We start from the raw sequence: 23420 nt of genomic DNA, 5'->3' as shown, positions 1-23420 counted from the left end.
CAGAGTCCCATTCCACAGACCTCTGGAAGGTGAGGTAAAGTGAGTAATAATAAGGAGGAGTGCCACTGGTTGGTGTGCGATATTTCAGGCTGAGGTTGAAAGGAGACCTTTCGAGAAAACTGGAAATAGATCTGGGAGCTGACAGGCTGGTAACTACTTCAGACGGTGTGGTGATAGAGAACCCTAAATCTTTTGATAAGGTTGAGAGGAGGATAAAGATCCTGCAAAGGTCATTATCCAGGAAGAGGGGGTCGAGGAACCATGAGAAGGCTAGAAGGAAATTAGCTAAACTACATGAGCATGTAAAGAACTTGATGAGCGATTATATTCACAAGGTGACTTCGTGGTTTGTTGAACATTACGACGAGGTCTATGTGGAAGACCTAGAAGTGAAGGAAATGGTGGAAGGTACAGAGAGTGAAACTCTGAGGAAGCACATACTTCGAGCCACCTCTCCTGCAAGGCTGAAAGAGCTGGTAGGAGGGTGGTGAAAGTGAACCCAGCATACACGTCGAAGACATGTGCCAGATGTGGATGTGTGAAGGCTGAATGTGGTTGGACTGCTGACCGTGATTGCAACGCTTCTCTAAATATTCTACGTGCGGGGTCGGGACTGCCCTTAGAGCCTGTGGACAGGAGACCTCTGCTGTACATTCCCTTTTCCGAGGGAGTGTATGGTAAGTTTCCTGGAAGAAGCAGGAAATCTCCACCTCACGGTGGAGATGCCCAGTCCGTGAGGGGGGGTAGTTCACCCCAGCCAGAATACAAGTTAACCTGGCGGTTAAGAGGCTAAATAAACACACGCTCCTCTAAACCAAGATGGCCAGTTCCTCTCCCATGTTTTAGATCCCCCTGTCTCTGACCTTGACAAGTCGCGCAGAGACATGCCACCCTTAAAATGAACTGGCGCAGAGTGGGGCTGACCGGGTTTGAACCGATGACCACCTGGTTATGAGCCAGGCGCTCTGCCAGGCTAAGCTACAGCCCCTCTGTGCTGATGCTGATATAACTAAACATTTTAAATTTTTCGAGACGCCCACGGTCTGCATTGCGACCGGTGGGCCACTGATGCGAACGTTTATATATAATCCAGAGCGTACATGTCAGGTAATGAGCAGACACCTGGCTGCCATGGTGGCTCCAGTGGAGGGCCTCGGGATAGTCATCGCGGCCATGACTATGGAGGCAATAGGCCACCCGAACCTCTCCTTCCTGCTGAACCTGGCCATGGCCCTCGGCGTGGCCCTTATAGGCTACACCTCATGGCTCACGTACCGGCTTTTCAGGAAAAGGGAGAGCGGGATAAGGGCCCTCTAGGCCTCACCTTGCGCCTGAGTTCGCCGGGAGTGGCACGGGCCTGAGGTATTCGCTCAGAGCAGAGGGTGCAGGCTCGTAGTTTGTTATTATCAACTCGCCCATCCCCTTCCTGCCTCCAGCCATATTCCCGTTATCTCCCCTAGGCTGTACCGCCATGATGTGGAACTCAGAGTACGTGTCCACCAGCCCTTCGTTCCATGGGCTGCTCACGACCACCATAACCCTCCTGTCCGTCAGCTGCCTGACTGTGCGTAGGAGCCTCTCCTGTTCACGTGCACTGAAGCCCCCTGGCATGTGGCTGAACGATCCTGAGCTGTTCAGAGAGGATACAGAGGGGGGATCAAAATAGACCAGATCGCCTTCAGCCGCATCCTGGACGGCGGCCTCAAAATCCATGTGCCTTATCTCTACACTCCCGAGCATCCTGGAGAACTCCATAACTGCATCCCAAGGCGGGATGTTCAGGGTGTCATAGTTGCCGAACGGCACGTTGTACAGGCCCCGCGAATTTACCCTCCAGAGCCCGTTGTACCCCTGCCTGTTCAGGTAGAGGAAAAGGGCTGCCCTCTCCACAAAGTTCCCACCGCTGAGCCTGAGCCTGTTGAACCTGCGCCTGGCTGAGAGGTAATACCTCCTCTCGTTCCTGAAGGAGAGCCTCTCCATCACAGCCCTTATCTCATCGGGCCTGTCCCTTATGACCTCGTAGAGGTTTATCAGGTCTGGGTTGGTGTCCGATATCACTGCCCTGGTCACCCTCCCGGTTGAGTAGAGGTGAGATAGGACTAAAGCACCGCCCACAAAGGGCTCATAGTAGGCCCCCCAGCTGGAGGGGAAAACGCTGAGCAGGGCCGGAATGACATGCTTCTTTGATCCGGCCCACTTCACTATGGGTTCCACCACGGAGTGATAAAATTCACCTCTCTATTAATTCTTGCGCCCTGGCATGAGATCCCATGCCAGCGAAATGAATGGTGCCACCGTGGATAAGGTTAAGTGCCCGGCAGTGCAATATCCCAAGGATGCTGGTGAGACAGATTCCCGGTATCCTCGACAGGGAGATATCGTTCACCCTCATAGGTGAAGAGCCGGTGGCAATGGCATCCAGGCGCCTGGGCATAAACTGCCCCGTGGGCCTCGTCATAGACAGGCCGAGCCCCTACATAATGGTGGCAATGAACGACCGGGGCAAGAGGGAGGTCAAGATATTCTCAGAGTCCCTGGGCGCCAGGTCTGTGGCCGGCACCTGGATCCTAAAGGAAGGGATCGAGAGGCGCGAGATAGGGGACGCGATCTCCAGGCTTGTGAGCATACCCAGCGTGGTCGTGGGCCCGGTGGTGCTGGCCAACGGCACGTACCATGCCACATTCTACTATTCCTCATGCGATTCGGAGAGGGTCTCAGAGATATCACTCGAGATCTTCTCCGGAGTCGATGGTCTGGATTTGACTTACATGGGGCCGGCAAGGGACCCTGTGCAGACCCTGAGGTCTGAGAGCGTGGGCCACTCTTTCTTCTATTCCGAGTTCACATGCAAGCCTGCAGACGATGTCGTTGGCCAGAGGAACATCTTCGGCCGTGACTGGGTGCGCATCGTCAAGGGCGTTTTCACCGGCAGGGACCTCATGGCCATCTACCGCCCGGATGGGTCAGGGTGCCCTGTCTTCATGCCGAGCCCGAACGAGGGCCTCTCGAGGTTCAACTGGATAAGCATGGACGAGAGCTTCGTGCCACTGCTGAGCGTCCATGAATCCAGGGGAGAGACCATCAGGGTTGGCTCCGTTTTCCTTGAGACTTTCAAGAGGCCATACCTCCTCTCCCTGGCCAGGATAAGGGAGATCTTCCCTGGATGGGACTTCACGCTGTGCTCACTGCAGGAGATAGAGAACTGAGTCAGCGGAGTTGCATAGATGCCACGAGAGCCGCGTGCAGGCCCTCCCTCACGGGCCTCTGCCTCCCTATGTCCAGGAGGAGCCTCTCCGGGTCTTCCTTCCAGAACAGGTACCTCTCCAGGGCCCTCCTGAGGATTGCCTTTACCCCCTCGTCCTGCTCCAGCACCATGAGTTCCGGCCATATCCTGCCCGTGTTCACCGTGCCACGCAGCGACACATATGCCAGGCCCGTGAACACCCTGTCCTTGCTCACAGAGGAGTTCATGGAGAATAGATCCCGGTAGAGCTCCAGCTGCACCCTGTGCCTGTGCCACCGTTCCTGCGTCCTGTCTGTCTTGTAGTCCAGTATGAGGTAGTTGTGCCCGTCAGAGAAGACCGCGTCGATCCTGCCCTCTATGTCCATACCCTGCCCTGTGCCTAAGACGGCCTCCAGCGGGCCCAGCACGCGCTGCTCTGCGGAGACCTGCCTGAAGCCCATTGACTCCAGGTATTCAATCACGGACACAGTGTTCCTGAGTATGTATGCCTCGATGCCCTCAGGTTCGCTGACGGCCTCGCCCCTGAAGAGCGCTTCTGCCCTCCTGTGAACGCGCTCGCCCATCCTGGTGGCCTGGTTGCCCGTGTCCATTTTCAGCACGTAGCGCTTGAAGAAGAGGTAGGGGTCCTCCGTGGCCTCAAGCAGGGTGTACGAAAGTGTTGTCTTCCTCTCAAAAAAGGCCCTGGCCCTCTGGACCAGGGATTCCATGCCCTGCCTACCTATAACGGGCAGGCTCACCTGTCCCTGTCTCTGTGCCGGTACCGCTCGGTTTGCTGACTGGGAAATGGCTCTCAGAACCTCTGAGGAAACTGCGGGCCATTCGCCGTATCCCATGGCGAACAGCACAGAGTTGAGCGCATCGGAGACAAGCACGGACTGTATATTCATCCCCACCGTCGGGGCGCCGGAAGGGGGGCAGGTGCACATGTCGAAGAGCCTGAGGCCGTTGAGGGACGTGGGGGAGCCAACAGATATGTATGTGAGGAGATCCAGCTCCAGACCGGCTGTGCTGGCCTCCTCGATGAGGCCACCGATCACTGTGGCAGCGGCTTCATATGGGCCTCCAATGCGCCTGGCTCTCTCCAGAACACCATGTATTCCCTGTTCCACCTCGCTGGGATTCATGCCCTGTCCCCTGGTGCCGAGGAGTTCGTCCAGGTCAAGGACTGTCCTCTCGCCCTCATCTCTGCCAAGGAGCCTGCGCAGCTGCAGCACCACCTCCCTCCTGGCAGTGCTGTAGCCCACGGGTGATGGGGGTGCCGATGCCAGGTCTTCGAGGGCGCCGTGGTGCAGCGATACGATCACTCCACTATCGCCCCCACCGTATTCCGCACGGGAGAAGAAGTTCAGAGAGACCTGGCTCCCGGGGCCAGTGCTCCCCCTCGACACAAGCCTCCCGAGAGGGTTGAGGTAAATGAAGGACCTGTGGAGGAGGAGCGCATCCCAGGCATCAGCGTACACCGAGAGGCCCGTGATGGCCCCAACGTAGTCCCTGTAGAGTGAGATGAAGCCTCTCAGGAAGGCCTCCTTCTCCTCCGCGGTCACGCTCTCCCTCTCCCTCTTCATTGCTAACTGGAACTCCAGGGCCTTATCCATGTCCACAGATTCAGGCGTTATGCCGAGGGCCTTCATCAGCGTGAACGCCTGCTGGATCGAGGGCACAACCTTTGAGTGTATGTACTCGTCGGAATAAAAGAGGAGGTTGCTCCTGCGCAGGGATTCCGCTATTATGTACCGCTGCACGTTTGCAGGCACCCTCCTTGCCGTCCTGGTGGCGCCGGGCAGGTCCCATAGGGGGATCACCCGCCCCTCAGGGCCGGTGATCTGGACGATCATCCGTCAGTTGCCCCTCAGGCCGTCCAGGATTTCCTCGAGCTCCCTCTCATATTTCCTGACCAGGCTGCCGTCGCCGCCCAGGTGCGCCTTCTCCATTTCTGACACCAGGACAAGCGAGACCCTTGAGCCGGTGCCGCTCTGGGAGATCGTTATCTTGCACGGGAGCAGCATGCCCATGCTCTCGTTGTATGTCATCAGCTCCATTGCAGCCTGGGGCTTGCACACGTTCAGTATGTAGTATGGCTTGAAGTCACTGTTGAAGTTCTTCCTCAGTATGGTGTGCATCTCCACGTAAGAGAGGAGCACGTAGCCCTTTTCCCTGAGCCTCTGCGAGAGTGCGCCGAAGGCCTTATCCGGGTCCATGGGCGATGTCACGGTGTAGTCGAGCATGGGCAAGTTATTGGACGAATATAGATAAGGGTGTCCATTCCAGCGGGAGGGCAGTGCATCTGAAGTTTCCTATAAGGTTTAATGCATCTCCCCTATTGAGGGTGCATGGCCTTCATGATAGGCAGCGACAAGGTTGGCGAGATAGGCTTTGGCACGTGGGGCCTCGGTGGCACGAGCACGGCATCATACGATAGGGACGGCGAGCACACCGAAATAATAAGGTATGCCGTTGAGAAGGGGCTCAAAATGGTCGATACTGCGGAGATGTACGGGGCAGGGCACACGGAGGAACTTGTCGGAAGGGCCATAAAGGGCATCCCCAGGGAGGACGTCTTCGTCGTGTCCAAGGTCTGGCCAACGCACCTGCACTACGACGACGTCATAAGGGCTGCCAGGGCGAGCCTGAGGAGGCTCGGGCTCAGCTACATAGACCTCTACCTCATCCACTGGCCGAACAGCGAGGTGGACATAGCCGAGACGATTTCCGCCATGGAGAAGCTGGTGGACGAAGGTGTTACAAGGTACATAGGAGTGAGCAACTTCACCATAGATGACCTGGAAAAGGCCCTGCCGGCCACCAAGAGGCACGATATAGTGGCTAACCAGATAAAGTACAGCGTGTTCCACAGGGAACCGGAGGAAAAGCTCATACCGTTCTGCAGGTACAATAAGATCACCGTGATAGCGTATTCCCCGCTCAACAGAGGTAACGGCCTTCAGGAACACAGGCTGGCAGAGGTCGCCTCTGCCAGCGGCATGACCCCTGTACAGGCTGCCCTGTGCTACGTGAAGAGGCAGGCCATGCCAATACCGAAGGCCTCCAGGAAGGAGCATGTCGACGAGATAGCGGGGGCCATCGGAAGGGAGCTTGGAGAGGACGCCTACAGGCAGCTCAGAGAGATTTAGGCCCTCATATAGACCCTGACACCGTTTTCGGTTTCCAGCCTCAGCGTGCCTGTGGCCACCATGTGCCTCAGGTGCGCCTCGGCCTCCGCTATCGCGAATATCTTCTGGTTTATGTCCAGACCAGAGAGGCCGACGCCCCTCTTCCACGGGATCGAATCTGCCACCTGGTACGCTGTCTTCTTCTCTCCTAGGACGGAGAGGATCTGGGAAGAGCGCAGGGTGTGGTGCTCCATTATCCTCCTGGCCCTTCCTGCCGGGTCCTGGAAGGGGGGCCCGTGGCCAGGGTACGCCACCCTGGATACGGCTGAGGAGAATGCACTGAGGCTCTCCAGGTAACTGCCAAGGTAATCCACCTCCATGTCGTAGAAGGATATGTTTGGCGTGATCCTCTCAAGGATATGGTCCCCGGTTGCCACCTCGCCTGTGGAAGTATCAAAGAGGCACAGCGATGACGGGGTGTGGCCAGGGTAGACCACGGCCTCAAGGGATGTGCCTGGTATCCTGAACCTGGTGTCCACGAGTATGTCGAACTCCATCCTGCTGTATGTGCCGTACCCACGCACCATGGGATGGAGTGATGTCATCTGCGAGACCAGGCTTTCCGGCACTCCCAGGGCTGCAAACTCCTCCGAGATCTCCCTCGTAAAGGAGTTTATGTCCTGTGCCGCCCTGTAGACGATCTCGGCGTCCTTCCTGCCCATAATCGTCTCAGCGCTGAGCCTCTCTGAGAGGTGCGCGAACCCACCTATATGGTCTATGTGCATATGGGTGAAGAGGACGTAGTCCAGGCCACCGTCCAGTAGGCCGCTACCAGATATCTGCGCAGCACCCTGCCTGTCCATGGAGGCGTCCACCATCACCCTTCTGCCCCCGGAATCGAAGAATATGACAGTGGCCGTCCTTAGTGCGGGTATGGGTATCTGGACTTCAAGCCACCGGGCTGACATGGATCGCTGTATCCCTGATGCTTATTTGAATGGAACGGGGAATCAGCAGATCTCCCTTGCCATGATGACTATGTCGTTCACCACAGCTGCAGCCGTCTCCAGTGGCCCGTCCCTCTCTGACCTTACCATCAGCTTCCCGTTGTTCTCCGTCTCGATAATGTAGGCCAGGGATTCCTCTGGCAAGGAGAGAAGGGGGTCCTCCTGTGAGAGTTCCTCGACCCTGGATTCCGCCCTCACACGGCCGCCTTCCACGGACACTGTGGAGACCATCCTTGAGCTGCTCCTGTAGCGCTTACCCTCATCTATGCCCTCGTAGTAGAGGTCATTAAGCGACATGGAGAGGCCGAAGAGCGAATTGGCCAGTATGACCGTCTTCCTGGCCGCGTCCAGGCCGGAGGTGTCGTCCCTGTAATCCGTCTCTGCCACGCCCATGCTCTGTGCGTACTTCACAGCTTCCTGGAAGCTGTGCCCCCTGGCCATCATCCTCATGACCAGATTCACGGTGAGGCTCACTATGCCCCTGAACGATATCACCTCCGATGGCGTGATGCAGTAGTCCCTGAAGCTGAAGAGCGGCACGCCGCCTGCAACAGTTGCCTCGTACCTGATCATCTTTCCCCTGCTGGCTGCCTCTTCCATTATCTGGGCCCAGTGGAGGGCCAGGGGTGCCTTGTTTGCAGTCACGACGTGGCGACCCTTCCTGAAAGCCTTCATGTATATGTCCCTGCCCCTCACGCCGTCCTGCGTTGCCGGCATCAGGTCAACGATCACCTCGTTGTCTATGTCAAATATCTCATCGAACGAGATGGTCTTAGCCTCCGCCCTCGAAAGGTTGCCAGAGGCCTTGGCCTCTATCACCTCCCCCAGGTCGAGACCGTTGGGCTCGAACACAGTTGTCCTTGAATCCGAGACGGAGACGACGTTTATGTCCACCCTGTACCTGGACCTGAAGACATCCCTCTTCTCCTTCAGTATCCTGAGGAGATTCAGGCCCACGTTGCCTGCGCCCAGGACGGATATGTCCATCACTCCTCACTCCTTTCTTCCTCGTTCCTGTCTATCAGGGAGACCTCCGTCACGGCGTCCCCCTCCTCCAGGGACATGAGCTTGACGCCCGATGCGGCCCTGGAGAGTTCCCTTATGTCCGATACCCTTATCCTTATGGACTTGTCATTCCTCGTCACTATCAGGACCTCACTGTCGTCCCACACCGGTATGACCTTTATCAGCCTGCCCGTCCTCTCGTTCTGCTTCGCTGCGTTCACGCCTGACGTGCCCCTGTGGGACACCCTGAACTCCTCTATCGATGTCCTCTTCCCTATGGCGTTCTCGGTCACCGTGAGCACGCTCTGGCCCTCCTCCACGAAGAAAGCAGCGATCACCCTCTCCTTTTCGTCCAGCCTTATGGCCCGTACCCCCATGGACGTGCGGCCGGTTGGCCTCACCTCTGACGTGTTGAACATTACGGCCTTGCCTGAAGACGAGACCACCATGATGTTCCTGTCAGCCTCAGTGTGCTCCACCGCCACGACCTCATCGTCCTCGGTGAGCGTGATTATCCTGATGCCGGAGCTCCTCATCTCCGCTATGCCCTTCATCTCCGTCTTCTTTATCAGGCCCCTCCTGGTCACCAGCACGAGGAAGCCACCGTTGGTGTCCGGTGCCCTCATGATCTGTGTGACTGTCTCCCCTTCGGCCAGGTGAAGGAGCACGCCAGCCGATGTGCCCACGGACCTCTTGTTCTTCTTCTCGATCTCATAGGCCACGCCCCTCAGCACCCGCCCTGTGTTTGTGAAATAGAGGATCGTGTCGTGGGAGGAGCACACCACCATGCTCTTGACAGTGTCCTCCTTCCTCACGGAGGTGGTGCTCCCCTTGCCTCCCCTCCTCTGCGACCTGTACTCCTGCAGTGGCACTCTCTTGAGGAGCCCGTTCTCGCTCAGCACTATGACGTCGTCCTCCCTCGGTATCAGGTCCTCCAGGGAGCGGGTACCGGCCTCCCTCTCCAGCACCATGCTCCTCCTCTCGTCACCGTACCTCTCCCTAATCTCCTCCATTTCCGACACCAGGATCTGGCGCCTTGCCTCCTCGTCCTCTGATATCCTCCTCAGCTCGACTATCCTCCTCCTGGCCTCCTCCAGGTCGCTGGCCACCTTCTCCCTCTCCAGGGAGGTCAGGCGCTGCAGCCTCATATCTAGTATGGCCTGGGCCTGTCCGTCGTCCAGCGAGAGCTCTTTCTTCAGGAACTCCCTGGCATCCTGTGCATCCCTTGAAGACCTGATACCTGCAATGACCCTGTCTATATCTTCCAGGGCCCTGTAAAGGCCTTCCAGGATGTGTTCCCTCTCCGTCTCCTTCCTCAGGTCGAAGAGTGCCCGCTTCCTTATCACATCCATCCTGTGCGATATGTATGCGTCCACAAGCTGCAGGAGGTTCAGCGTCTTCGGCTCGTTATCCACTAGCACGAGGTTTATGATGCCTATGCTCTTCTCGAGGTCGGTGTGCTCGTAGAGCTGGTTCAGTATCAGATCTCTCATGCCCTCGTCCCTGATCTTTATGACAATCCTCATTCCCCTCCTGTCACTCTCGTCCCTTATGTCCGTGATCCCCGTTATGACCTCGCTCCTCACGTACTCGGCCACGTCCTCAATGAACTGGGCCTTGTTCACACCGTAGGGCAGGCTTGTTATGATGATCTTCCTGTCCTCAGAAAGGTCAACTTCGCCCTGGCACTTCACGCTGCCCTTCCCAGTCCTGTATGCCTCTATGAGTTCCCTGGTTCTAAAGACTATGCCCCCGCCGGGGAAGTCAGGAGCCTTTATTATTTCGATGAGGTCGTCCACAGAGCAGTCGTGGTGCCTGACCCTGTGTATTATGGCGTCGCACACCTCCCTGAGGTTGTGGGGCACCATGTTTGTTGCCATGCCAACTGCTATGCCGGACGTTCCGTTTATGAGGAGGTTCGGCACCTTGGCTGGTAGGTACTGTGGCTCCATGAGCGAACCGTCGAAGTTCAGCATGAAAGGCACGGTCTCCTTGTCTATGTCCTCCATCATGTCCTCCGCGATCCTGGCGAGCCTTGCCTCCGTGTACCTCATTGCTGCAGGTGCGTCACCATCGATGGAGCCGAAGTTGCCCTGCCCGTCGATGAGGGGATACCTCAGCGAAAAGTCCTGGGCCATCCTGGCCAGTGTATCGTATATGGCAGCATCGCCGTGCGGGTGGTACTTACCCATGGTCTCGCCCACGATCCTCGCTGACTTCTTGTACGGCTTATCGTGCGTGAACCCGAGCTCGTTCATGGCGTACAGTATTCTCCTCTGCACGGGTTTCAGGCCATCCCTCACATCGGGTATGGCCCTGCTCACTATGACGCTCATGGCGTACTCGAGGTACGCCGTCTTGATCTCGTTCTCAATGGGTCTCCTGTCCAAGCAAACACCTCTCTCCTAAACGCCTGATCCTGATAACCGGATCAGAGGTCTATGTTGACCACTGTCCTGGCGTACTCCTCTATGAACCTGCGCCTTGGCTCCACCTTCTCCCCCATGAGGATGGAGAAGAGGTGGTCTGCATAGGCGGCGTCCTCTATGGTGACCTGCACGAGTTTCCTTGTGGCCGGGTTCATCGTTGTCTCCCAGAGCTGCTGCGGGTTCATCTCCCCTAGACCCTTGAACCTCTGGATCACGCAGTTCTTGCCCATCTCGGCAGCAACCCTGTCCTTCTCCTTTTCAGTGTAAACGTACCTGACCTCACTGCCCTTCTGTATCCTGTAAAGGGGCGGCTGCACGAAGTAGACGTTCCCGTTGGTTATGAGGTCCTTTGCATACCTGTAGAAGAAGGTCAGGAGCAGCGTCCTTATGTGAGCCCCGTCCACATCTGCATCTGTCATGATTATTATCTTCCCGTACCTGAGCTTGGCCAGGTCTATGTCGTCCTTGACGCCTGCACCGATGGCGGTTATGAGGTCGCGTATCACCTGGTTCGATATTGTCTTGAGGTCGTTGGCCTTCTCAACGTTGAGTATCTTTCCCCTGAGCGGCAGGACTGCCTGGAACTCCCTGTCCCTGGCCTGCTTTGCGGAGCCACCTGCGGAGTCACCCTCCACTATGTAAAGTTCCGTGCGTGAAGGATCGTCAGAGGAGCAGTCGGCAAGCTTCCCCGGGAGGTTGCCGTCCGAGAGGGCCGACTTCCTCCTAACCAGTTCGCGGGCCTTCCTTGAGGCCTCCCTCGCCTGTGCGGCTGCTACCGCTCTCTTCACTATCTCCTCCGCCACGTTGGGGAAAGCCTCGAAGTAGTCCTTCAGGAACCTCTCCGTGACGGACTGCACTGTGCCCTTGACCTCACTGTTGCCCAGCTTCGTCTTGGTCTGGCCCTCGAACTGCGGCTCAAATACCTTCACGTGCAGCACCGCCACAAGGCCCTCTCTTACGTCATCGCCAGTCAGCGATTCCACACCCTTGATGAGCGACCTGGACCTGGCGTAGTCCTGTATCACCCTGGAGAGGCCTGCACGGAAGCCGGCCACGTGTGTGCCGCCCTCCAGGGTGTTTATGTTGTTGACGAAGCTCTGTAGTATTTCCGCAGTCCCGGTGTTGTACTGCAGCGCGAACTCCACCACCGTCCCATCGCTCTCGCTCCTGTGGTATATCGGGTCCCTGTGGATCACGTTGAAGCCCTCGCCGAGGTACCTGACAAACTCAACGAGGCCACCCTCGAAATGAAGCACAGAGTCCTTGCCCGTCCTCCTGTCCGTGACATGGATCGTAACCTGCGGGTTGAGGAAGGCCAGGTCCCTCATCCTCTCCAGCACGGTATCGTAGGAGAAATCTGTGACCTCGAATATCTCCGGGTCCGGATAGAACTTTACTATGAAACCATGGGTGGGCTCCAGGCGTATTTCAACGTCCCTCAACAAATCCACTGTATTCCTCTCCGCGAAGCCCACGCTCTTGAGGCCCCCGTCCGGCACACCGCGGTTGAATACCTCGTAGTAGAGGGTATCTCCCTTCTTCACCACTGCGATGAGCCTCGACGACAGTGCGTTCACCACATGCACGCCGACGCCGTGGAGGCCTCCGGTGATCCTGTAGACCTTCTTGTCGAACTTGGCCCCGCTGTGAAGCTCAGTAAGGACTATCTCCAGGCCGGGCCTCCCGTACTTGGGGTGTATGTCCACAGGGATGCCCCTGCCATCGTCCTCCACAGTCACGGAGCCATCGCTGCCGAATATGATGGATATGTTTGAGCAGAAACCTGCCATGGATTCGTCTATGCTGTTGTCCACGACCTCGTATATGAGGTGGTGAAGGCCCCTCTCGTCCGTGGAGCCTATGTACATGCCGGGGACCTTCCTGACGGCCTTCAGGCCTTCCAGTATCTGAATCTGTGAAGAATTGTACTCCTCCATGACCCTACCACACTCTCCTTTCTCACATTCCAGAACATTTAATAATTTTCTCCAGTGGTTACTGGCTTTCCTTCCTGACGGTGAGGTGCACCTCGCCGGAGGCCTCCTCCATGTCCAGGAGGCGGAGTCTTGTGGTCCTGGCCATGCCATCGAAGACGTTCCTCGAGTAGGGGAACTTCTCCTTCAGTAGCAGGATCTTGGCGTCCTGGCCAGGGTCGAGCTGGAAGTAGAGTGCCTTCATGACACTCTTGAGGTAATTGAAAGGATCGCCACCGCATGATATGTTCCTCTGGTCCTCCACTATCATAAAGGAATATTGAATGGTGAGAGATAACCTTTGACCCTCAGGCAACACCCGCATGCCTGTATATATCAAGCACGCACCTGAGGTCCCGGAGGGCCACCTCTGGCTTCATCTCGGGCTCCGTGCCCTCACGCACTGCCCTGAAGAAGGCCTCCATCTCGGCCCTGAAGACGTCGGCGTGCTCCAGGGCGACCTTCTTCCCGTTGACCACGGGGTCACCGTAGACGTAGTTCCTGCCGCTCCTGAAGTCCCCCTGCTTGCGTGTTGACGGATCCTCGTATATGCTCCCCTCGGTGCCTATAACCTCGAAGGCTGGAAGAGTTGGCGGATCCCTGTATGACCAGAGGTAGAGGAGTGTCCCATAAGAACCGTTGGCAAACTGCAGGTTCGCCACAGTTGTGTCCTCGCCCTCGATTATCCCAGCCACGTTCATGCTCCTGGCCGAGACGTAGGTGTAATCGCCCCCGAAGTTAAGCATGGTGTCGACATAGTGGATGCCGCCGTCTATCAGGGCACCTCCACCCATCTGAGACCTGAACAGCCTCCACCCGGTGCGCGTGAACAGCCTCTGGTCCCTCACGAGGATGAACTTAGGCGTCCCAACTGTCCCGGCCCTTATCTGCTCCATCACGTACCTCACCGTCGTATCGAAGTAGTACTGCTCAGCCACCATGAGTACCTTGCGTGCCCTCTTCGCCTCTGCTATCATCTCCTCCCCTTCCCTCACGGTAGTTGCGATTGGCTTCTCAACCAGCACATGCTTGCCCCTCCTAAGGGCCTTTACAGCGAACTCCCTGTGCAGGTTATGGGGCACAACGAGGTCTATCATCTCCGCATCCGAGTTAAGTGCTTCCTCGAAGCTGCTGTAAACCTTCCTCACTCCGTACTTCGACCTTATCTCCTCCGCCACCGCCCTGTCCCTCTCAACTATACTCACGTCCACTCCGGAGATGGCGTTCAGGTGTACCTGCCCGAACCCCCTTGCTCCCACCACCACGATTTCCATGCCTTGGTGAGGGCATGGAGTCATAAATTACCTTCGTACCACTTTTCCCGGTGGTATACGTTTATAATGAAATGAGGCATCTTGGGGTGTGAAGCGCTATCACTACAGGTGTGCCGATACTGGAAGGGAGTGCAGCTTCGAGTATGATGCTGGAAAGCCTGAGGACCTGCTGCCCAGGATAAGGATGCACGAGAGGTACGCCCACGGCCACTACGAGATACCGGAGGACCTGATGGCGAAGATAAAGTCTGCCTTCACGGAGTACGAGAAGGAAGAGGCAAAGACCTGAGGCCTTGATGGTGCCACAGCCGGGCCTGAGTGTGTCCCATCGCTCCTCATACTGCCCGCTGGCAGGCTATACCCCAACATTTAATTGACACTTGCCATAGACCTGCGTGTTGGTCAACATCAAGACTGTGCTCACCGCGCAGGAGATAATAGACAAGGCCTTCCTCAGGGCCTCCAGGATAGAGGAGCCGTACTTCCCGAAAAAGGTCGATAAGATCAAGAGGGAAGTGATGGACAGGATCTCCACAATAGAGGCCACCAGTGCCCCCTACCTGAGAAAGCTGGTGAGGCAGTTTCCCACCCTTGAGAGGCTCCACCCCTTCTACAGGGACCTCATCTCGTTAGTCTTCTCCGTGGACAGGTACAAGGTGAGCCTCGCAGGGATCGACTGGTGTGCCCAGAGGATAGAGGAACTTTCGTCCCACTACATCAGGATGGTCAAAAGGGCCACGGATGCCGGCGAGGCCCTGACCCTTATGAAGGGTTTCTACGGGCGTTTCGCGTCCCTGGTGAGGTCTCAGCAGCAGAACCTGGCCTTCCTCATTGAGTGCAGGAACTACATCAGATCGCTGCCGGACATCGATACAGAGTGCTTCACTGCCATCGTAGCAGGCATGCCTAACGTGGGTAAGAGCAGCCTGGTCTCGGCGCTCACCAGGGCGAGGCCAAGGGTGGCGCCATACCCTTTCACGACGCAGGAGGTGCACATAGGATTCCTAACCAGGGACTGGGTGCGCGTGCAGCTGGTAGATACCCCGGGGATACTCGACAGGCCCATGGAGGAGAGGAACGAGATGGAGAGGAAGGCGGTACTCGCCCTCAGGGACATCGACGGCATTGTGCTGTTCCTCATTGACCACTCAGGCACATCCGGTTACACTGTGGAGCAGCAGGAGGGCCTTTACAGGGAACTCTCTGACATCCTGGGAAAGGAGGTCATAAGGGTGCAGAGCAAGTGCGACCTGAGCAGTGAGAGGAGGGAGAGGATATGCATATCTGCAACCACAGGATACGGTCTCGAGGAACTGAGAGGCCTGCTTCTCGAGAGAGGTGAACTGTTTGCCAGACAGAGAGCAGATCAGGCTGCACGCGCTTAAGAATGCATACCAGCACGGAGGAAAGGCCGATCCGAAGGCCGTCCTGAGCAAGGTCCTCGCGGAGAGCCCGGACCTGAGGAAGAGTGCAAAGGATCTACTTCCTGTTGTGAACGAGGTTGTCGAGGAGGTCAACTCGCTCGGCGCTGCAGAGATAGAGGAGATCCTGAGGAAGGAACACCCCGAGGCGCTCATCGCAGAGAAGAAGGAGCAGAGGCACGGGCTCCCGGACCTCCCGGGCGTGACGGGAAAGGTGGTCATGCGCATGGCGCCTTCTCCAAGCGGGCCCCTCCACGTTGGCCACTCCAGGATGGCAATACTCAACGACGAATATGTCAGGAAGTACGGTGGGGAGCTGATACTCCGCATAGAGGACACGAACCCGAAGAACATAGACCCGAGCGCATACCAGCAGATACCCAGGGACCTGGCGTGGCTGGGAGTGCAGTTCACCTCCGTGGTCGTGCAGTCAGACAGGATGGAGCTATACTACGATGAGGCCAGGAGGCTGATCAGGAACGGCGGGATGTACGTGTGCAGCTGCGGGGTACAGGAGTTCAAGGAGAAGAGGCAGAAGGGGATAGCCTGTCCCCACCGCTCCCTGAGCGCAAGGGAGAACGAAGAGAGGTTCCAGGAGATGCTTGACGGCGGCTTCAGGGAGGGAGAGGCCGTTGCTGTTGTGAAAACCGACCTGGCACACCCGAACCCTAGCGTGAGGGACTGGATCGCATTCAGGATCATAGAGAGAGAGCACCCGAGGCAGGGCAGGAAGTACAGGGTGTACCCCATGATGAACTTCTCGGTCGCTGTGGATGACCACCACCTGGGCCTTACCCATGTGATAAGGGGCAAGGACCACCTGAACAACACGGAGAAGCAGAAGTACATATTCAGGTACAACGACTGGCCGCTGCCAGTATACTTCCACTACGGCCTGATACACATACCGAACACTGTCCTCAAGACATCGACAATAAAGAAGGGCATAGCGGACGGGAGCTACTCAGGCTGGGACGACGTGAGGCTCGGCACGATCCTGGCCCTGAGGAAGAGGGGCTACGTCCCTGCAACGTTCAGGCGGTACTGGATCGAATCTGGCCTCAGGGAGAGCGATGCTGAGTTCTCGTGGGACATATTCAACGCAATGAACAAGGACAGCATAGACGCGGCAACACCCAGGGGGTTCTTCGTGCCCGACCCGGTCATGTTGAAGGTGGAGGGCCTGCCCGAATGCGATGTGACGATCCCCAACCACCCCACAAACAAGTCACTGGGGACAAGGAAATACAGGATGAGCGCATCGAGGGGCGTCTATGTGGATGCGTCCGACCTGGCCCAGGTGCCGGATGGCAAGGCCTTCAGGCTCAAGGACTTCTGCAATGTTGTTAAAAGGGGCCACCGGCTGGAATTTGCGGGCTTCGAACTCAGGGAGAAGGGGATCAGGATAGTCCAGTGGGCTCCAGAGCCTGCAATAGACCTGACAGTGCACATGCCGGACGGGAGAAGGATAACAGGGAAGGCAGAGCAGGCCCTTGGCTCCGTTGACGGGACTGTCCAGCTGGAGAGGTTCGGGTACGCCAGGGTACTGGGAATAGAGGGGCAGGCGTTCTTCCTGCACAGGTGACGTCAGTCCTTTGGCTTCCTCACGTACTGGGGAAAACGCCTGAGAAGGATCACGTCACCCACCGCCTTTATCCACCCGTAAGGCACGGAGACCGCGACTCCATCCTCCACTAGCTTGCTGTTCGTCCTCGATATGTATAGGCCGTAGATCCTGAGGCCGTCGATGTCCACTATGAGGTCGTCCACGTTGCCAACCACGATGCCCTTGTCGGTGTACACTGTCATGCCTATGAGGTCAGTCACATGCGATAGCATCCCAATACCTCTCCGGTGCGATATAAAATTGGATACGATATAAATGTTGGCTCAGGTAGAAAGAGGATCCGTGCCCCGCAGTTCACCTGTGGCACTCCTGGAGGAAGTTCCTGAAGATGTCAACACCGTGCTCCGTGTGCTCAACCTCAGGGTGGAACTGGACACCGTAGATTGGCCTGGTCTTGTGCGTGAAGGCCTGCACCCTGCATGTTCCGGACGATGCGTTCAGCTCGAACACTTCAGGCAGCCTCTTGATCTCGTCGTTGTGGTTCTCCCAGACGCTCATGCGCTCCGGCATGTTGGAGAAGATGCCGCTCTTTTTTGCGAAGACCACCTCCTTCTTCCCGAACTCCGGGCTCGCACCCGGGCCCACCTCACCCCCGAAGTGCAGTGCTAGGAACTGGGCACCGACGCATATGCCGAGTATAGGGTAGCTGTGCTCGTCCACGTACCTGCCCACGTTTCCCAGTTTGGAGAGCTCGCTCTGTATGCTTGGGGCCCCGCCAGAGAGCACCAGGCCGTCCAGGCCGTCCAGTTCGTGACTGTCCACCGTGTTGGGCACTATCCTTGTCTCCGCCCCCAGGTCACGGAGCACGCGCCATTCCCTGTGAGTCCACTGGCCGCCGTTGTCAACTACGTAGACCCGCATCTACTCCATACCGGGTATGCCGAGTATCTTGCTTATCTCCTTGTACCTGTTCCTTATGGTTACCTCTGTGACGCCTGAGACCCTCGCTATCTCCTTCTGGGTCCTCGGCTTACCAACTATGACGGAGGCGATGTATATGGACGCTGCAGCGACACCCGTTGGCCCCTTCCCTGATGATATGCCGGCCTCTATGGACTTCCTCACGATCTCCTCGCTCACCACTATGGCCTGCTTGTCCAGATCGAGCTTGTTGCAGAACTGGGCAACGTAGGAATACGGTGTCGTTGGCTTCAGGTTCAGGCTGAGCTCCTTGGCCAGGTGCCTGTAGGCCTTCCCGATCTTCTTCTTGTTCACATCAGAGGCCTTGGATATCTCGTCCAGAGTCCTCGGGAGGTTTACCTTCCTGCACGCCGCATATATGGACGCACAGACGATGCTCTCGATGCTCCTACCCCTGATCAGGTTCTTCTCCACGGCCTTCCTGTAAATGAGGGCAGCTGTCTCCTTGATGTCCTTAGGGATACCCATCTTCGCACCGATGTCGTTGAGCATCTGCAGGGCCATGGACAGGTTCCTCTCTGCTGCATTCGATACCCTGATCCTCTGGTGCCACTTCCTGACCCTGTATATCTGTGCCCTGTTCTTATGCGGTATCCTCTTCCCATAATAGTCCTTGTTTGACCAGGATATCTCCGTCGCCAGGCCCTTGTCATGGCTCAGGAACGTCATGGGCGACCCTGTCCTGGCACGTCTATCATCCTGCTCGGAGTCAAAGGCACGCCACTCCGGTCCCTGGTCGATGAAGGAGTCCTCCACGACCATGCCGCAATCGTTGCAGATCAGCTCGCCCCTTTCATAGTCCCTTACCAGGTGTTCCGAGTTGCACTCGGGGCACCTTTTAGATAACTCATCTCCCTGTGAAGCCATCTCAACACCCTGAATAATTTATGAATTTCAGACATATCATCTGGTATTAAACCTTTTTTGTAGGTTCTAAACGAAAGACATGTGTATGCATAACCGCGATTATAAATGAGTGGTTTACAAATGCCAGTTGAAAACCACCAGCGATCCCGGATGAACAAATTTTGAGATCAATGCTTTAATATCAAGATAGCTCGAATTAATAATCTTACGTAACGTTTATATACTTTACTTTGATCCTTGCATGCTGATGCTGGAGAAGTGTGAAGTGGTAAGCAGGGTCGGCCAGGAGATCGTGGTGAGGGTCCACAACTGTGTGAAGATGCATGCAAGGGTCTTCGACGCCAACAGGAGGGAGGTTGGCAGGGTAATAAGGGTGTTCGGGCCCGTTGCTTCACCGTATGCCCTTGTGGCACTTAACCAGCAGGCTGATGCTGATGGGTTGTTCATCAGGTGTTAGGTGGTGGATATGGTGGATGAGAAGAAGAGGAATATTGAGGAGATAACCAAGTGCCCGGAGTGCGGTTCTTCGCAGCTTGTCAGGGACTATGAGAGAGGTGAGCTCATATGCAATAGCTGTGGCCTTGTCATAGACGAGAGCTACATCGACCAGGGTCCAGACTGGAGAGCCTTCGATGCAGAGCAGAACGAGAGCAGGGCCAGGACCGGCTCGCCCATGACCTTCACGATACACGACAAGGGACTTTCCACGGACATATCCTGGAAGAACAAGGACTCCTATGGCAAGTCGATACCCACGAGGAACAGGGCCCAGCTGTACAGGCTGAGGAAGTGGCAGAAGAGGATCAAGGTATCCAACGCGGCGGAGAGGAACCTCTCCCAGGCACTGCAGGAGCTTGAGAGGATGGCCTCGAACCTCAGCATACCGAACGATGTCAGGGAGACCGCCGCTGTGTTCTACAGGAGGGCAGTGAAGCAGAACATGATCAGGGGGAGGAGCATCGAGGGAGTCGTTGCGGGTGCCATCTACGCTGCATGCAGGGCCACCGGAGTGCCCAGGACGCTCGATGAGATCGCGTCCGTGACGAGGGTGAAGAAGAAGGAGATCGGCAGGACATACAGGATAATGAGCAGGTACCTCAAGCTTAACATCATGCCATCAAAGCCAGAGGACTACGTGAACAGGTTCTGCAGCAAGCTGAAGCTCTCAATGGAGGCCAGGAAGAAGGCATCGGAGATACTGAAGATGGCGGAGGAGAACGACCTCACATCAGGCAAGGGGCCCACAGGAGTGGCCGCAGCGGCCATATACATAGCTTCCCTCATGACGGGCGAGCGCAGGACACAGAGGGCGGTTGCAGAAGTGGCGGGCGTCACTGAGGTAACCATAAGGAACAGGTACAAGGAGTTAACGGAGAAGCTGCAGCTGACTGTGGAGCAGGAAGCGTAGTCATATTTCCATTGTTTCCTTCACCAGGTCGTAGAGGTTCAGGAACTCCTCTGCAAGTGAGTAAATTGAGACCGGGGAAATCCCCTCTACCTTTATCACAACCCTGTGATCCTCACAGTTGACCTGTGTGCCGGGCCAGTTGTCGGGCCCCACGGAGGCGCTGAAGATACCGCATGCGTTTTCCGGGTCTTCAAAGCGTATCGTCAGGTCCATAGAGCCCACAGAGCCTGGAAACTGCCCATTCCGGAAGCGACACATCTATCGCCTCAACGTCCTCCAGCAGCTGTTCCTCTCTTGATACGCCGATGAGCGGTACTATGCTTATCCCTAGCCTCCTCTGCATGCTCAGGATCCAGGCGAGCGAAAGCTGGGCTGGGGTTATCCCAAGGTCGCTGGCGGTCTCGGACACCACTGATGCGGCCCTCCTGTGCCTCTCGACCTCCTCCCTCATTTCAGGTGTGTACTCGGCCCTGGAAAGCCCACCGGAATCCTTGAGGTACTTTCCAGTGAGTATCCCCTGGGCAAGCGGCACATATGCTATCATGGTCATCCTCCTTGACCTCATCAGGGGCACCAGGCGCCTCTCAACGTATCGTGTGACTATGTTGTAGGCCTCCTGCGCGGAGACCGGCCTCTCGTAGCCCGACCTCTCCGAGACCTCGATCATCCTCTTCACCATGTACCACGGGTGGTTGCTTACCCCTATGTAGTGCACCATCCCTGAATGCACGGTATCGTTGAGGGCCCCCATTACCTCCTCCTCGTCAGTGTGGGGGTCAGGCCAGTGCACCTGGTAGAGGTCTATGTAGTCTGTCCCGAGGCGCCTCAGGCTCTCCCTGACCTGCCACATGATGTGCTTCCTGGAGAGGCCCCCGCCGTTCGGGAATGTCTCCACCTCGGCCCTCACCTTCGTGGCAATGAAAAGCGATGCCCTGTCATGGCCCCTCATGAATTCGCCGAGTATCCTCTCGGAGTTCCCGCTCTTCTCAGGGTGCAGGTGCGTCTCGCTCACTGTCCCGTGGTACGTGTTGGCTGTGTCGAAGAAGTTTATGCCCAGGTCGTAGGCCCTCTTAAGAATGGCCATTGTCCTCTCCCTGTCCACCCTCAGTATCCCGTCCTCGTACCTGTCGGTTGACGGCGGGAGGTGCCACGTGCCTATGGCTATCTGCGACACTCTCGCGCCACCGATGTCCGTGTACCTCATACCATGGTCAGTGCAGGGCCGGATATAACCTGCTGAGTTCCTGCTGTTTACACTGCCATGGCCCTCAGCTGGTTCAGCAGCTCCTTCTCCACGTGCTCTGTGAACAGCATCTCCGGTACGTCCACGAACAGGAACAGGTCTGACAGGAGTAGCACCTCAACGGCAGTGACGGCTATGTTCTGTAACAGCTTCCCGATACCCACGTTCACCTTCACCATGCCGTCTCCTGCACTCTGGAACGTGAATGTCAGTGCCCTGTCCGCTGCAACTATGTCCCTCAGTATGCCACCCTTCCTGGCCTGGATGATCGCACCGGTGTCCGATATATTGCTCTGTGTCTTCCACCCCTGGCCCACAAGAAAGTTCTCAAATTCCGTGGCCAGTTCCTTAAGGCTCTTGCTTGTCGTCAGTGTGATCTCCTTCCTGAAGAAACCCATGGGCCAGCTATCTGAACCGTGAGATTTGAACTTTGCAGATACCCCTCACACTCCCCACATGCTTGCCCCATGCACCAGGGGAAACCCAGACGGGGACGGTGGCCTGGTCAATCCGGCCCGCCCATGAACCCCGTATTCGGTTGGAGAGTGCCCCCGGCCTGTTGCCTTGGCCTGCATGACAGGTGCTGCACTGAACTCGCTGAGGCTTCAGTCCCGGTTGTGCCCCTGCATCAATCGGCATCGATGGCAATCACCCTCGCCATGGAGCCACTGGCTCCCCTGAGCTTCAGGGGCAGTGCCACTATCAGGTATGGCTTCCCGATTTCCAGCAAGTGAAGGTTGGCCATGTCCTCGATGAAGGTTATCCCGTACCTCTCAAGCCCCCTGTGCACAGGGAATCCCTGGTGTGAGGCGGGCTCTATGCCAAGGGTGTCGATCCCGATGAGCTTTGTCCCGTGCTCGCCGAAGAAGTCCACGGTGTCCTCCGCCAGCCCTGGAAACCCGTACTGCCATTCCTGCGTCCTTGACCTCTTCCTGTCCCAGCCAGTGTTTATAAGGATGGCCTTCCCGTCGTACTCGGGCTTCCACACGGCCCTTATGGCATCGATGTGTATCTCGTTGTCAGTTACCCTGGGCCTGATGCAGTAGCCCTCCTGCACAAGTTCCGATAGGTCAATCCTGTCAACGCTGGCGCCCTGCCGGTACATGTGAAGGGGCGCATCCAGGTGCGTTCCCGTGTGTGTGGAGGAACTGTAGATCTCCTCCTTGTAGCCGTCCTTCTCGAACGTGCACATGTCCTTCAGGACGATCTCTGGATTTGTTGGCCACGTCGCCATACCGGGTTCAATTGTCACCGAAAGATCAATAATTTTGTTGATCTTCATTGCCATTCCATGAAAATAATATTTTTTAATATTTCGCAGGAAGGCACGGAGAAGCCTGCAGGGTGGCCGTTATGGAAAGTGGGCCGGGGTGTTACGATGGAGGCATGGGAGGTGCAGGATGGCGGGCCTATGGGTGGCCCCGATCCTGTCCCGGAGGAAGTTAAACTCACTGTAATTGCGTCACCAGCACAACACCCGTGCACCCACAGTTTGCACCAGGCCATGGTTGCAGATCCCTTCGCTCCTGCCCTGCAGTAGAAGGAGACCGGGGGACAGCGGCAATTGGCCTCCCTTGCCCGCCCATACCTTTTTCAATTGTGGAAACAGTGTAAACAGATGAAAATAATTAATCAGAGGCATGCGGAGGGCCGGATTCGAACCGGCGAACTCCTGTGAGAGCAGATCTTGAGTCTGCCGCCTTTAACCTGGCTCGGCAACCTCCGCCCACCTCTGAATAGTTGTGCTGCTTTTAACTCTAATGGGGGTTAAGGGGACGAAAGTTCCATTCCGTCAGGGAAGGGATGGATAGACCCATTTTAGAAACGTTTTTATGGTTATCAAGAAATAGATATAACCATGTGGTAAAGATTGGACAGAGGGTCACATTCT

General features: G+C 56.7%; 24 protein-coding genes, 2 tRNA genes and 1 pseudogene. 9 read left to right on the top strand and 18 right to left on the bottom strand.

Going from position 1 to position 23420, the window contains the following annotated elements:
• Positions 1-793 (top strand): annotated as a pseudogene (locus tag IEW66_RS08780) (RNA-guided endonuclease InsQ/TnpB family protein); the annotation flags it as partial.
• A gap of 121 nt (positions 794-914) precedes the next feature.
• Here IEW66_RS08780 and IEW66_RS08630 read toward each other — a convergent pair.
• A tRNA-Ile gene (locus IEW66_RS08630) sits at positions 915-988 on the bottom strand.
• 122 nt (positions 989-1110) lie between these two features.
• Here IEW66_RS08630 and IEW66_RS08625 point away from each other — a divergent pair.
• Positions 1111-1317 (top strand): hypothetical protein, encoded by a 207-nt coding sequence (locus IEW66_RS08625; protein ID WP_075057689.1) that lies wholly within the window; start codon positions 1111-1113, stop codon positions 1315-1317.
• 3 nt (positions 1318-1320) lie between these two features.
• Here IEW66_RS08625 and IEW66_RS08620 read toward each other — a convergent pair whose 3' ends face one another.
• A complete protein-coding gene (locus IEW66_RS08620) occupies positions 1321-2217 on the bottom strand; it encodes a DNA adenine methylase (protein ID WP_188681832.1) in 897 nt (298 codons plus the stop codon).
• A gap of 119 nt (positions 2218-2336) precedes the next feature.
• On the opposite strand from IEW66_RS08620, the gene IEW66_RS08615 reads away from it, so the two are divergent.
• Positions 2337-3206, top strand: coding sequence for a hypothetical protein (locus tag IEW66_RS08615; RefSeq protein ID WP_188681831.1), 870 nt, complete (start codon positions 2337-2339; stop codon positions 3204-3206).
• A 1-nt stretch (position 3207) separates the two neighbouring features.
• Here the strand turns inward: IEW66_RS08615 and IEW66_RS08610 are convergent, their stop codons facing one another.
• Both IEW66_RS08610 and IEW66_RS08605 read right to left on the bottom strand, forming a co-directional pair.
• The gene (locus IEW66_RS08610) at positions 3208-5079 is read right to left on the bottom strand and encodes a PD-(D/E)XK nuclease family protein (protein ID WP_188681830.1); all 1872 of its coding nucleotides are present in this window, start codon (positions 5077-5079) and stop codon (positions 3208-3210) included.
• 3 nt (positions 5080-5082) lie between these two features.
• On the bottom strand, positions 5083-5469 hold the full coding sequence (locus IEW66_RS08605; protein WP_188681829.1) for a DUF302 domain-containing protein: 387 nt from the start codon (positions 5467-5469) through the stop codon (positions 5083-5085).
• 105 nt (positions 5470-5574) lie between these two features.
• Between IEW66_RS08605 and IEW66_RS08600 the strand changes: the two genes are divergently transcribed.
• On the top strand, positions 5575-6375 hold the full coding sequence (locus IEW66_RS08600; RefSeq protein ID WP_229657587.1) for an aldo/keto reductase: 801 nt from the start codon (positions 5575-5577) through the stop codon (positions 6373-6375).
• Here the strand turns inward: IEW66_RS08600 and IEW66_RS08595 are convergent.
• From IEW66_RS08595 to IEW66_RS08570, 6 genes are read right to left on the bottom strand one after another with little or no spacing between them, the layout of a single operon-like run.
• Positions 6372-7322: an MBL fold metallo-hydrolase gene (locus tag IEW66_RS08595; RefSeq protein WP_188681828.1), complete on the bottom strand. Its 951-nt coding sequence runs from the start codon at positions 7320-7322 to the stop codon at positions 6372-6374. The two genes, IEW66_RS08600 and IEW66_RS08595, sit on opposite strands and share 4 nt — an antisense overlap.
• 42 nt (positions 7323-7364) lie before the next feature.
• Complete coding sequence (locus IEW66_RS08590) at positions 7365-8348, bottom strand: homoserine dehydrogenase (RefSeq protein ID WP_188681827.1); 984 nt, start codon at positions 8346-8348, stop codon at positions 7365-7367.
• A complete protein-coding gene (gene gyrA / locus IEW66_RS08585) occupies positions 8348-10756 on the bottom strand; it encodes a DNA gyrase subunit A (RefSeq protein WP_188681826.1) in 2409 nt (802 codons plus the stop codon). Before gyrA ends, IEW66_RS08590 begins: the two co-directional genes overlap by 1 nt.
• Before the next feature lie 41 nt (positions 10757-10797).
• A complete protein-coding gene (gyrB, locus tag IEW66_RS08580) occupies positions 10798-12732 on the bottom strand; it encodes a DNA topoisomerase (ATP-hydrolyzing) subunit B (protein WP_188681825.1) in 1935 nt (644 codons plus the stop codon).
• A gap of 58 nt (positions 12733-12790) precedes the next feature.
• Positions 12791-13039: a hypothetical protein gene (locus IEW66_RS08575; RefSeq protein ID WP_188681824.1), complete on the bottom strand. Its 249-nt coding sequence runs from the start codon at positions 13037-13039 to the stop codon at positions 12791-12793.
• A 37-nt stretch (positions 13040-13076) separates the two neighbouring features.
• Positions 13077-14042 (bottom strand): Gfo/Idh/MocA family protein, encoded by a 966-nt coding sequence (locus IEW66_RS08570; protein ID WP_188681823.1) that lies wholly within the window; start codon positions 14040-14042, stop codon positions 13077-13079.
• A gap of 88 nt (positions 14043-14130) precedes the next feature.
• Between IEW66_RS08570 and IEW66_RS08565 the strand changes: the two genes are divergently transcribed.
• The 3 genes from IEW66_RS08565 (at position 14131) to IEW66_RS08555 (ending at position 17048) form a co-directional block, all read left to right on the top strand.
• Positions 14131-14331, top strand: a complete 201-nt coding sequence (locus IEW66_RS08565; RefSeq protein WP_075057678.1) for a DUF1059 domain-containing protein — start codon at positions 14131-14133, stop codon at positions 14329-14331.
• 106 nt (positions 14332-14437) lie between these two features.
• Positions 14438-15427, top strand: coding sequence for an NOG1 family protein (locus IEW66_RS08560; protein ID WP_188681822.1), 990 nt, complete (start codon positions 14438-14440; stop codon positions 15425-15427).
• Complete coding sequence (locus tag IEW66_RS08555) at positions 15390-17048, top strand: glutamate--tRNA ligase (protein ID WP_188681821.1); 1659 nt, start codon at positions 15390-15392, stop codon at positions 17046-17048. Before IEW66_RS08560 ends, IEW66_RS08555 begins: the two co-directional genes overlap by 38 nt.
• 2 nt (positions 17049-17050) lie before the next feature.
• Here the strand turns inward: IEW66_RS08555 and IEW66_RS08550 are convergent, their stop codons facing one another.
• From IEW66_RS08550 to IEW66_RS08540, 3 genes are all read right to left on the bottom strand, one after another.
• Positions 17051-17302: a PRC-barrel domain-containing protein gene (locus tag IEW66_RS08550; protein ID WP_075057676.1), complete on the bottom strand. Its 252-nt coding sequence runs from the start codon at positions 17300-17302 to the stop codon at positions 17051-17053.
• Positions 17303-17384: 82 nt separating this feature from the next.
• Positions 17385-17951 carry a GMP synthase subunit A gene (locus IEW66_RS08545; RefSeq protein ID WP_188681820.1) on the bottom strand — a complete coding sequence of 189 codons (567 nt, stop codon included), beginning with the start codon at positions 17949-17951 and terminating at the stop codon, positions 17385-17387.
• Positions 17952-18878, bottom strand: coding sequence for a transcription initiation factor IIB (locus tag IEW66_RS08540; protein ID WP_188681819.1), 927 nt, complete (start codon positions 18876-18878; stop codon positions 17952-17954).
• A 247-nt stretch (positions 18879-19125) separates the two neighbouring features.
• Between IEW66_RS08540 and IEW66_RS08535 the strand changes: the two genes are divergently transcribed.
• Together IEW66_RS08535 and IEW66_RS08530 are read left to right on the top strand one after the other, a co-directional pair.
• Positions 19126-19335, top strand: a complete 210-nt coding sequence (locus tag IEW66_RS08535; protein ID WP_188681818.1) for a Gar1/Naf1 family protein — start codon at positions 19126-19128, stop codon at positions 19333-19335.
• Between the two features lie 9 nt (positions 19336-19344).
• Entirely contained in the window at positions 19345-20286 is a 942-nt protein-coding gene (locus IEW66_RS08530; protein ID WP_188681817.1) for a transcription initiation factor IIB, read from the top strand.
• On the opposite strand, the gene IEW66_RS08525 is transcribed toward IEW66_RS08530, so the two are convergent.
• From IEW66_RS08525 to IEW66_RS08505, 5 genes are all read right to left on the bottom strand, one after another.
• Positions 20287-20499, bottom strand: coding sequence for a hypothetical protein (locus IEW66_RS08525; protein WP_188681816.1), 213 nt, complete (start codon positions 20497-20499; stop codon positions 20287-20289).
• Positions 20477-21490, bottom strand: coding sequence for an aldo/keto reductase (locus tag IEW66_RS08520; protein ID WP_188681815.1), 1014 nt, complete (start codon positions 21488-21490; stop codon positions 20477-20479). The genes IEW66_RS08525 and IEW66_RS08520 overlap by 23 nt, the downstream gene beginning before the upstream one ends.
• A 47-nt stretch (positions 21491-21537) precedes the next feature.
• Positions 21538-21927 (bottom strand): hypothetical protein, encoded by a 390-nt coding sequence (locus IEW66_RS08515; protein WP_188681814.1) that lies wholly within the window; start codon positions 21925-21927, stop codon positions 21538-21540.
• A gap of 230 nt (positions 21928-22157) precedes the next feature.
• Positions 22158-22811 (bottom strand): cyclase family protein, encoded by a 654-nt coding sequence (locus IEW66_RS08510; RefSeq protein WP_188681813.1) that lies wholly within the window; start codon positions 22809-22811, stop codon positions 22158-22160.
• A 359-nt stretch (positions 22812-23170) separates the two neighbouring features.
• A tRNA-Leu gene (locus IEW66_RS08505) sits at positions 23171-23255 on the bottom strand.
• Positions 23256-23420 lie beyond the last annotated feature (165 nt).

Source organism: Thermogymnomonas acidicola (assembly GCF_014646795.1).
Classification (GTDB): domain Archaea; phylum Thermoplasmatota; class Thermoplasmata; order Thermoplasmatales; family Thermoplasmataceae; genus Thermogymnomonas; species Thermogymnomonas acidicola.
This window is presented reverse-complemented; position numbering and strand designations above follow the sequence as displayed.

Bases quoted from the DNA above. Each gene is read 5' to 3' on its own strand.
- IEW66_RS08615 (WP_188681831.1), top strand. From the start codon at position 2,337: ATGCTGGTGAGACAGATTCCCGGTATCCTCGACAGGGAGATATCGTTC.
- IEW66_RS08550 (WP_075057676.1), bottom strand. From the start codon at position 17,302: ATGCTATCGCATGTGACTGACCTCATAGGCATGACAGTGTACACCGAC.
- IEW66_RS08515 (WP_188681814.1), bottom strand. From the start codon at position 21,927: ATGGGTTTCTTCAGGAAGGAGATCACACTGACGACAAGCAAGAGCCTT.
- IEW66_RS08545 (WP_188681820.1), bottom strand. From the start codon at position 17,951: ATGCGGGTCTACGTAGTTGACAACGGCGGCCAGTGGACTCACAGGGAA.
- IEW66_RS08525 (WP_188681816.1), bottom strand. From the start codon at position 20,499: ATGGACCTGACGATACGCTTTGAAGACCCGGAAAACGCATGCGGTATC.
- IEW66_RS08600 (WP_229657587.1), top strand. From the start codon at position 5,575: ATGGCCTTCATGATAGGCAGCGACAAGGTTGGCGAGATAGGCTTTGGC.
- IEW66_RS08535 (WP_188681818.1), top strand. From the start codon at position 19,126: ATGCTGGAGAAGTGTGAAGTGGTAAGCAGGGTCGGCCAGGAGATCGTG.
- IEW66_RS08625 (WP_075057689.1), top strand. From the start codon at position 1,111: ATGAGCAGACACCTGGCTGCCATGGTGGCTCCAGTGGAGGGCCTCGGG.
- IEW66_RS08605 (WP_188681829.1), bottom strand. From the start codon at position 5,469: ATGCTCGACTACACCGTGACATCGCCCATGGACCCGGATAAGGCCTTC.
- IEW66_RS08570 (WP_188681823.1), bottom strand. From the start codon at position 14,042: ATGGAAATCGTGGTGGTGGGAGCAAGGGGGTTCGGGCAGGTACACCTG.
- IEW66_RS08610 (WP_188681830.1), bottom strand. From the start codon at position 5,079: ATGATCGTCCAGATCACCGGCCCTGAGGGGCGGGTGATCCCCCTATGG.
- IEW66_RS08510 (WP_188681813.1), bottom strand. From the start codon at position 22,811: ATGAAGATCAACAAAATTATTGATCTTTCGGTGACAATTGAACCCGGT.
- IEW66_RS08575 (WP_188681824.1), bottom strand. From the start codon at position 13,039: ATGATAGTGGAGGACCAGAGGAACATATCATGCGGTGGCGATCCTTTC.
- IEW66_RS08520 (WP_188681815.1), bottom strand. From the start codon at position 21,490: ATGAGGTACACGGACATCGGTGGCGCGAGAGTGTCGCAGATAGCCATA.
- IEW66_RS08540 (WP_188681819.1), bottom strand. From the start codon at position 18,878: ATGGCTTCACAGGGAGATGAGTTATCTAAAAGGTGCCCCGAGTGCAAC.
- IEW66_RS08530 (WP_188681817.1), top strand. From the start codon at position 19,345: ATGGTGGATGAGAAGAAGAGGAATATTGAGGAGATAACCAAGTGCCCG.
- IEW66_RS08590 (WP_188681827.1), bottom strand. From the start codon at position 8,348: ATGGACATATCCGTCCTGGGCGCAGGCAACGTGGGCCTGAATCTCCTC.
- IEW66_RS08595 (WP_188681828.1), bottom strand. From the start codon at position 7,322: ATGTCAGCCCGGTGGCTTGAAGTCCAGATACCCATACCCGCACTAAGG.
- gyrB (WP_188681825.1), bottom strand. From the start codon at position 12,732: ATGGAGGAGTACAATTCTTCACAGATTCAGATACTGGAAGGCCTGAAG.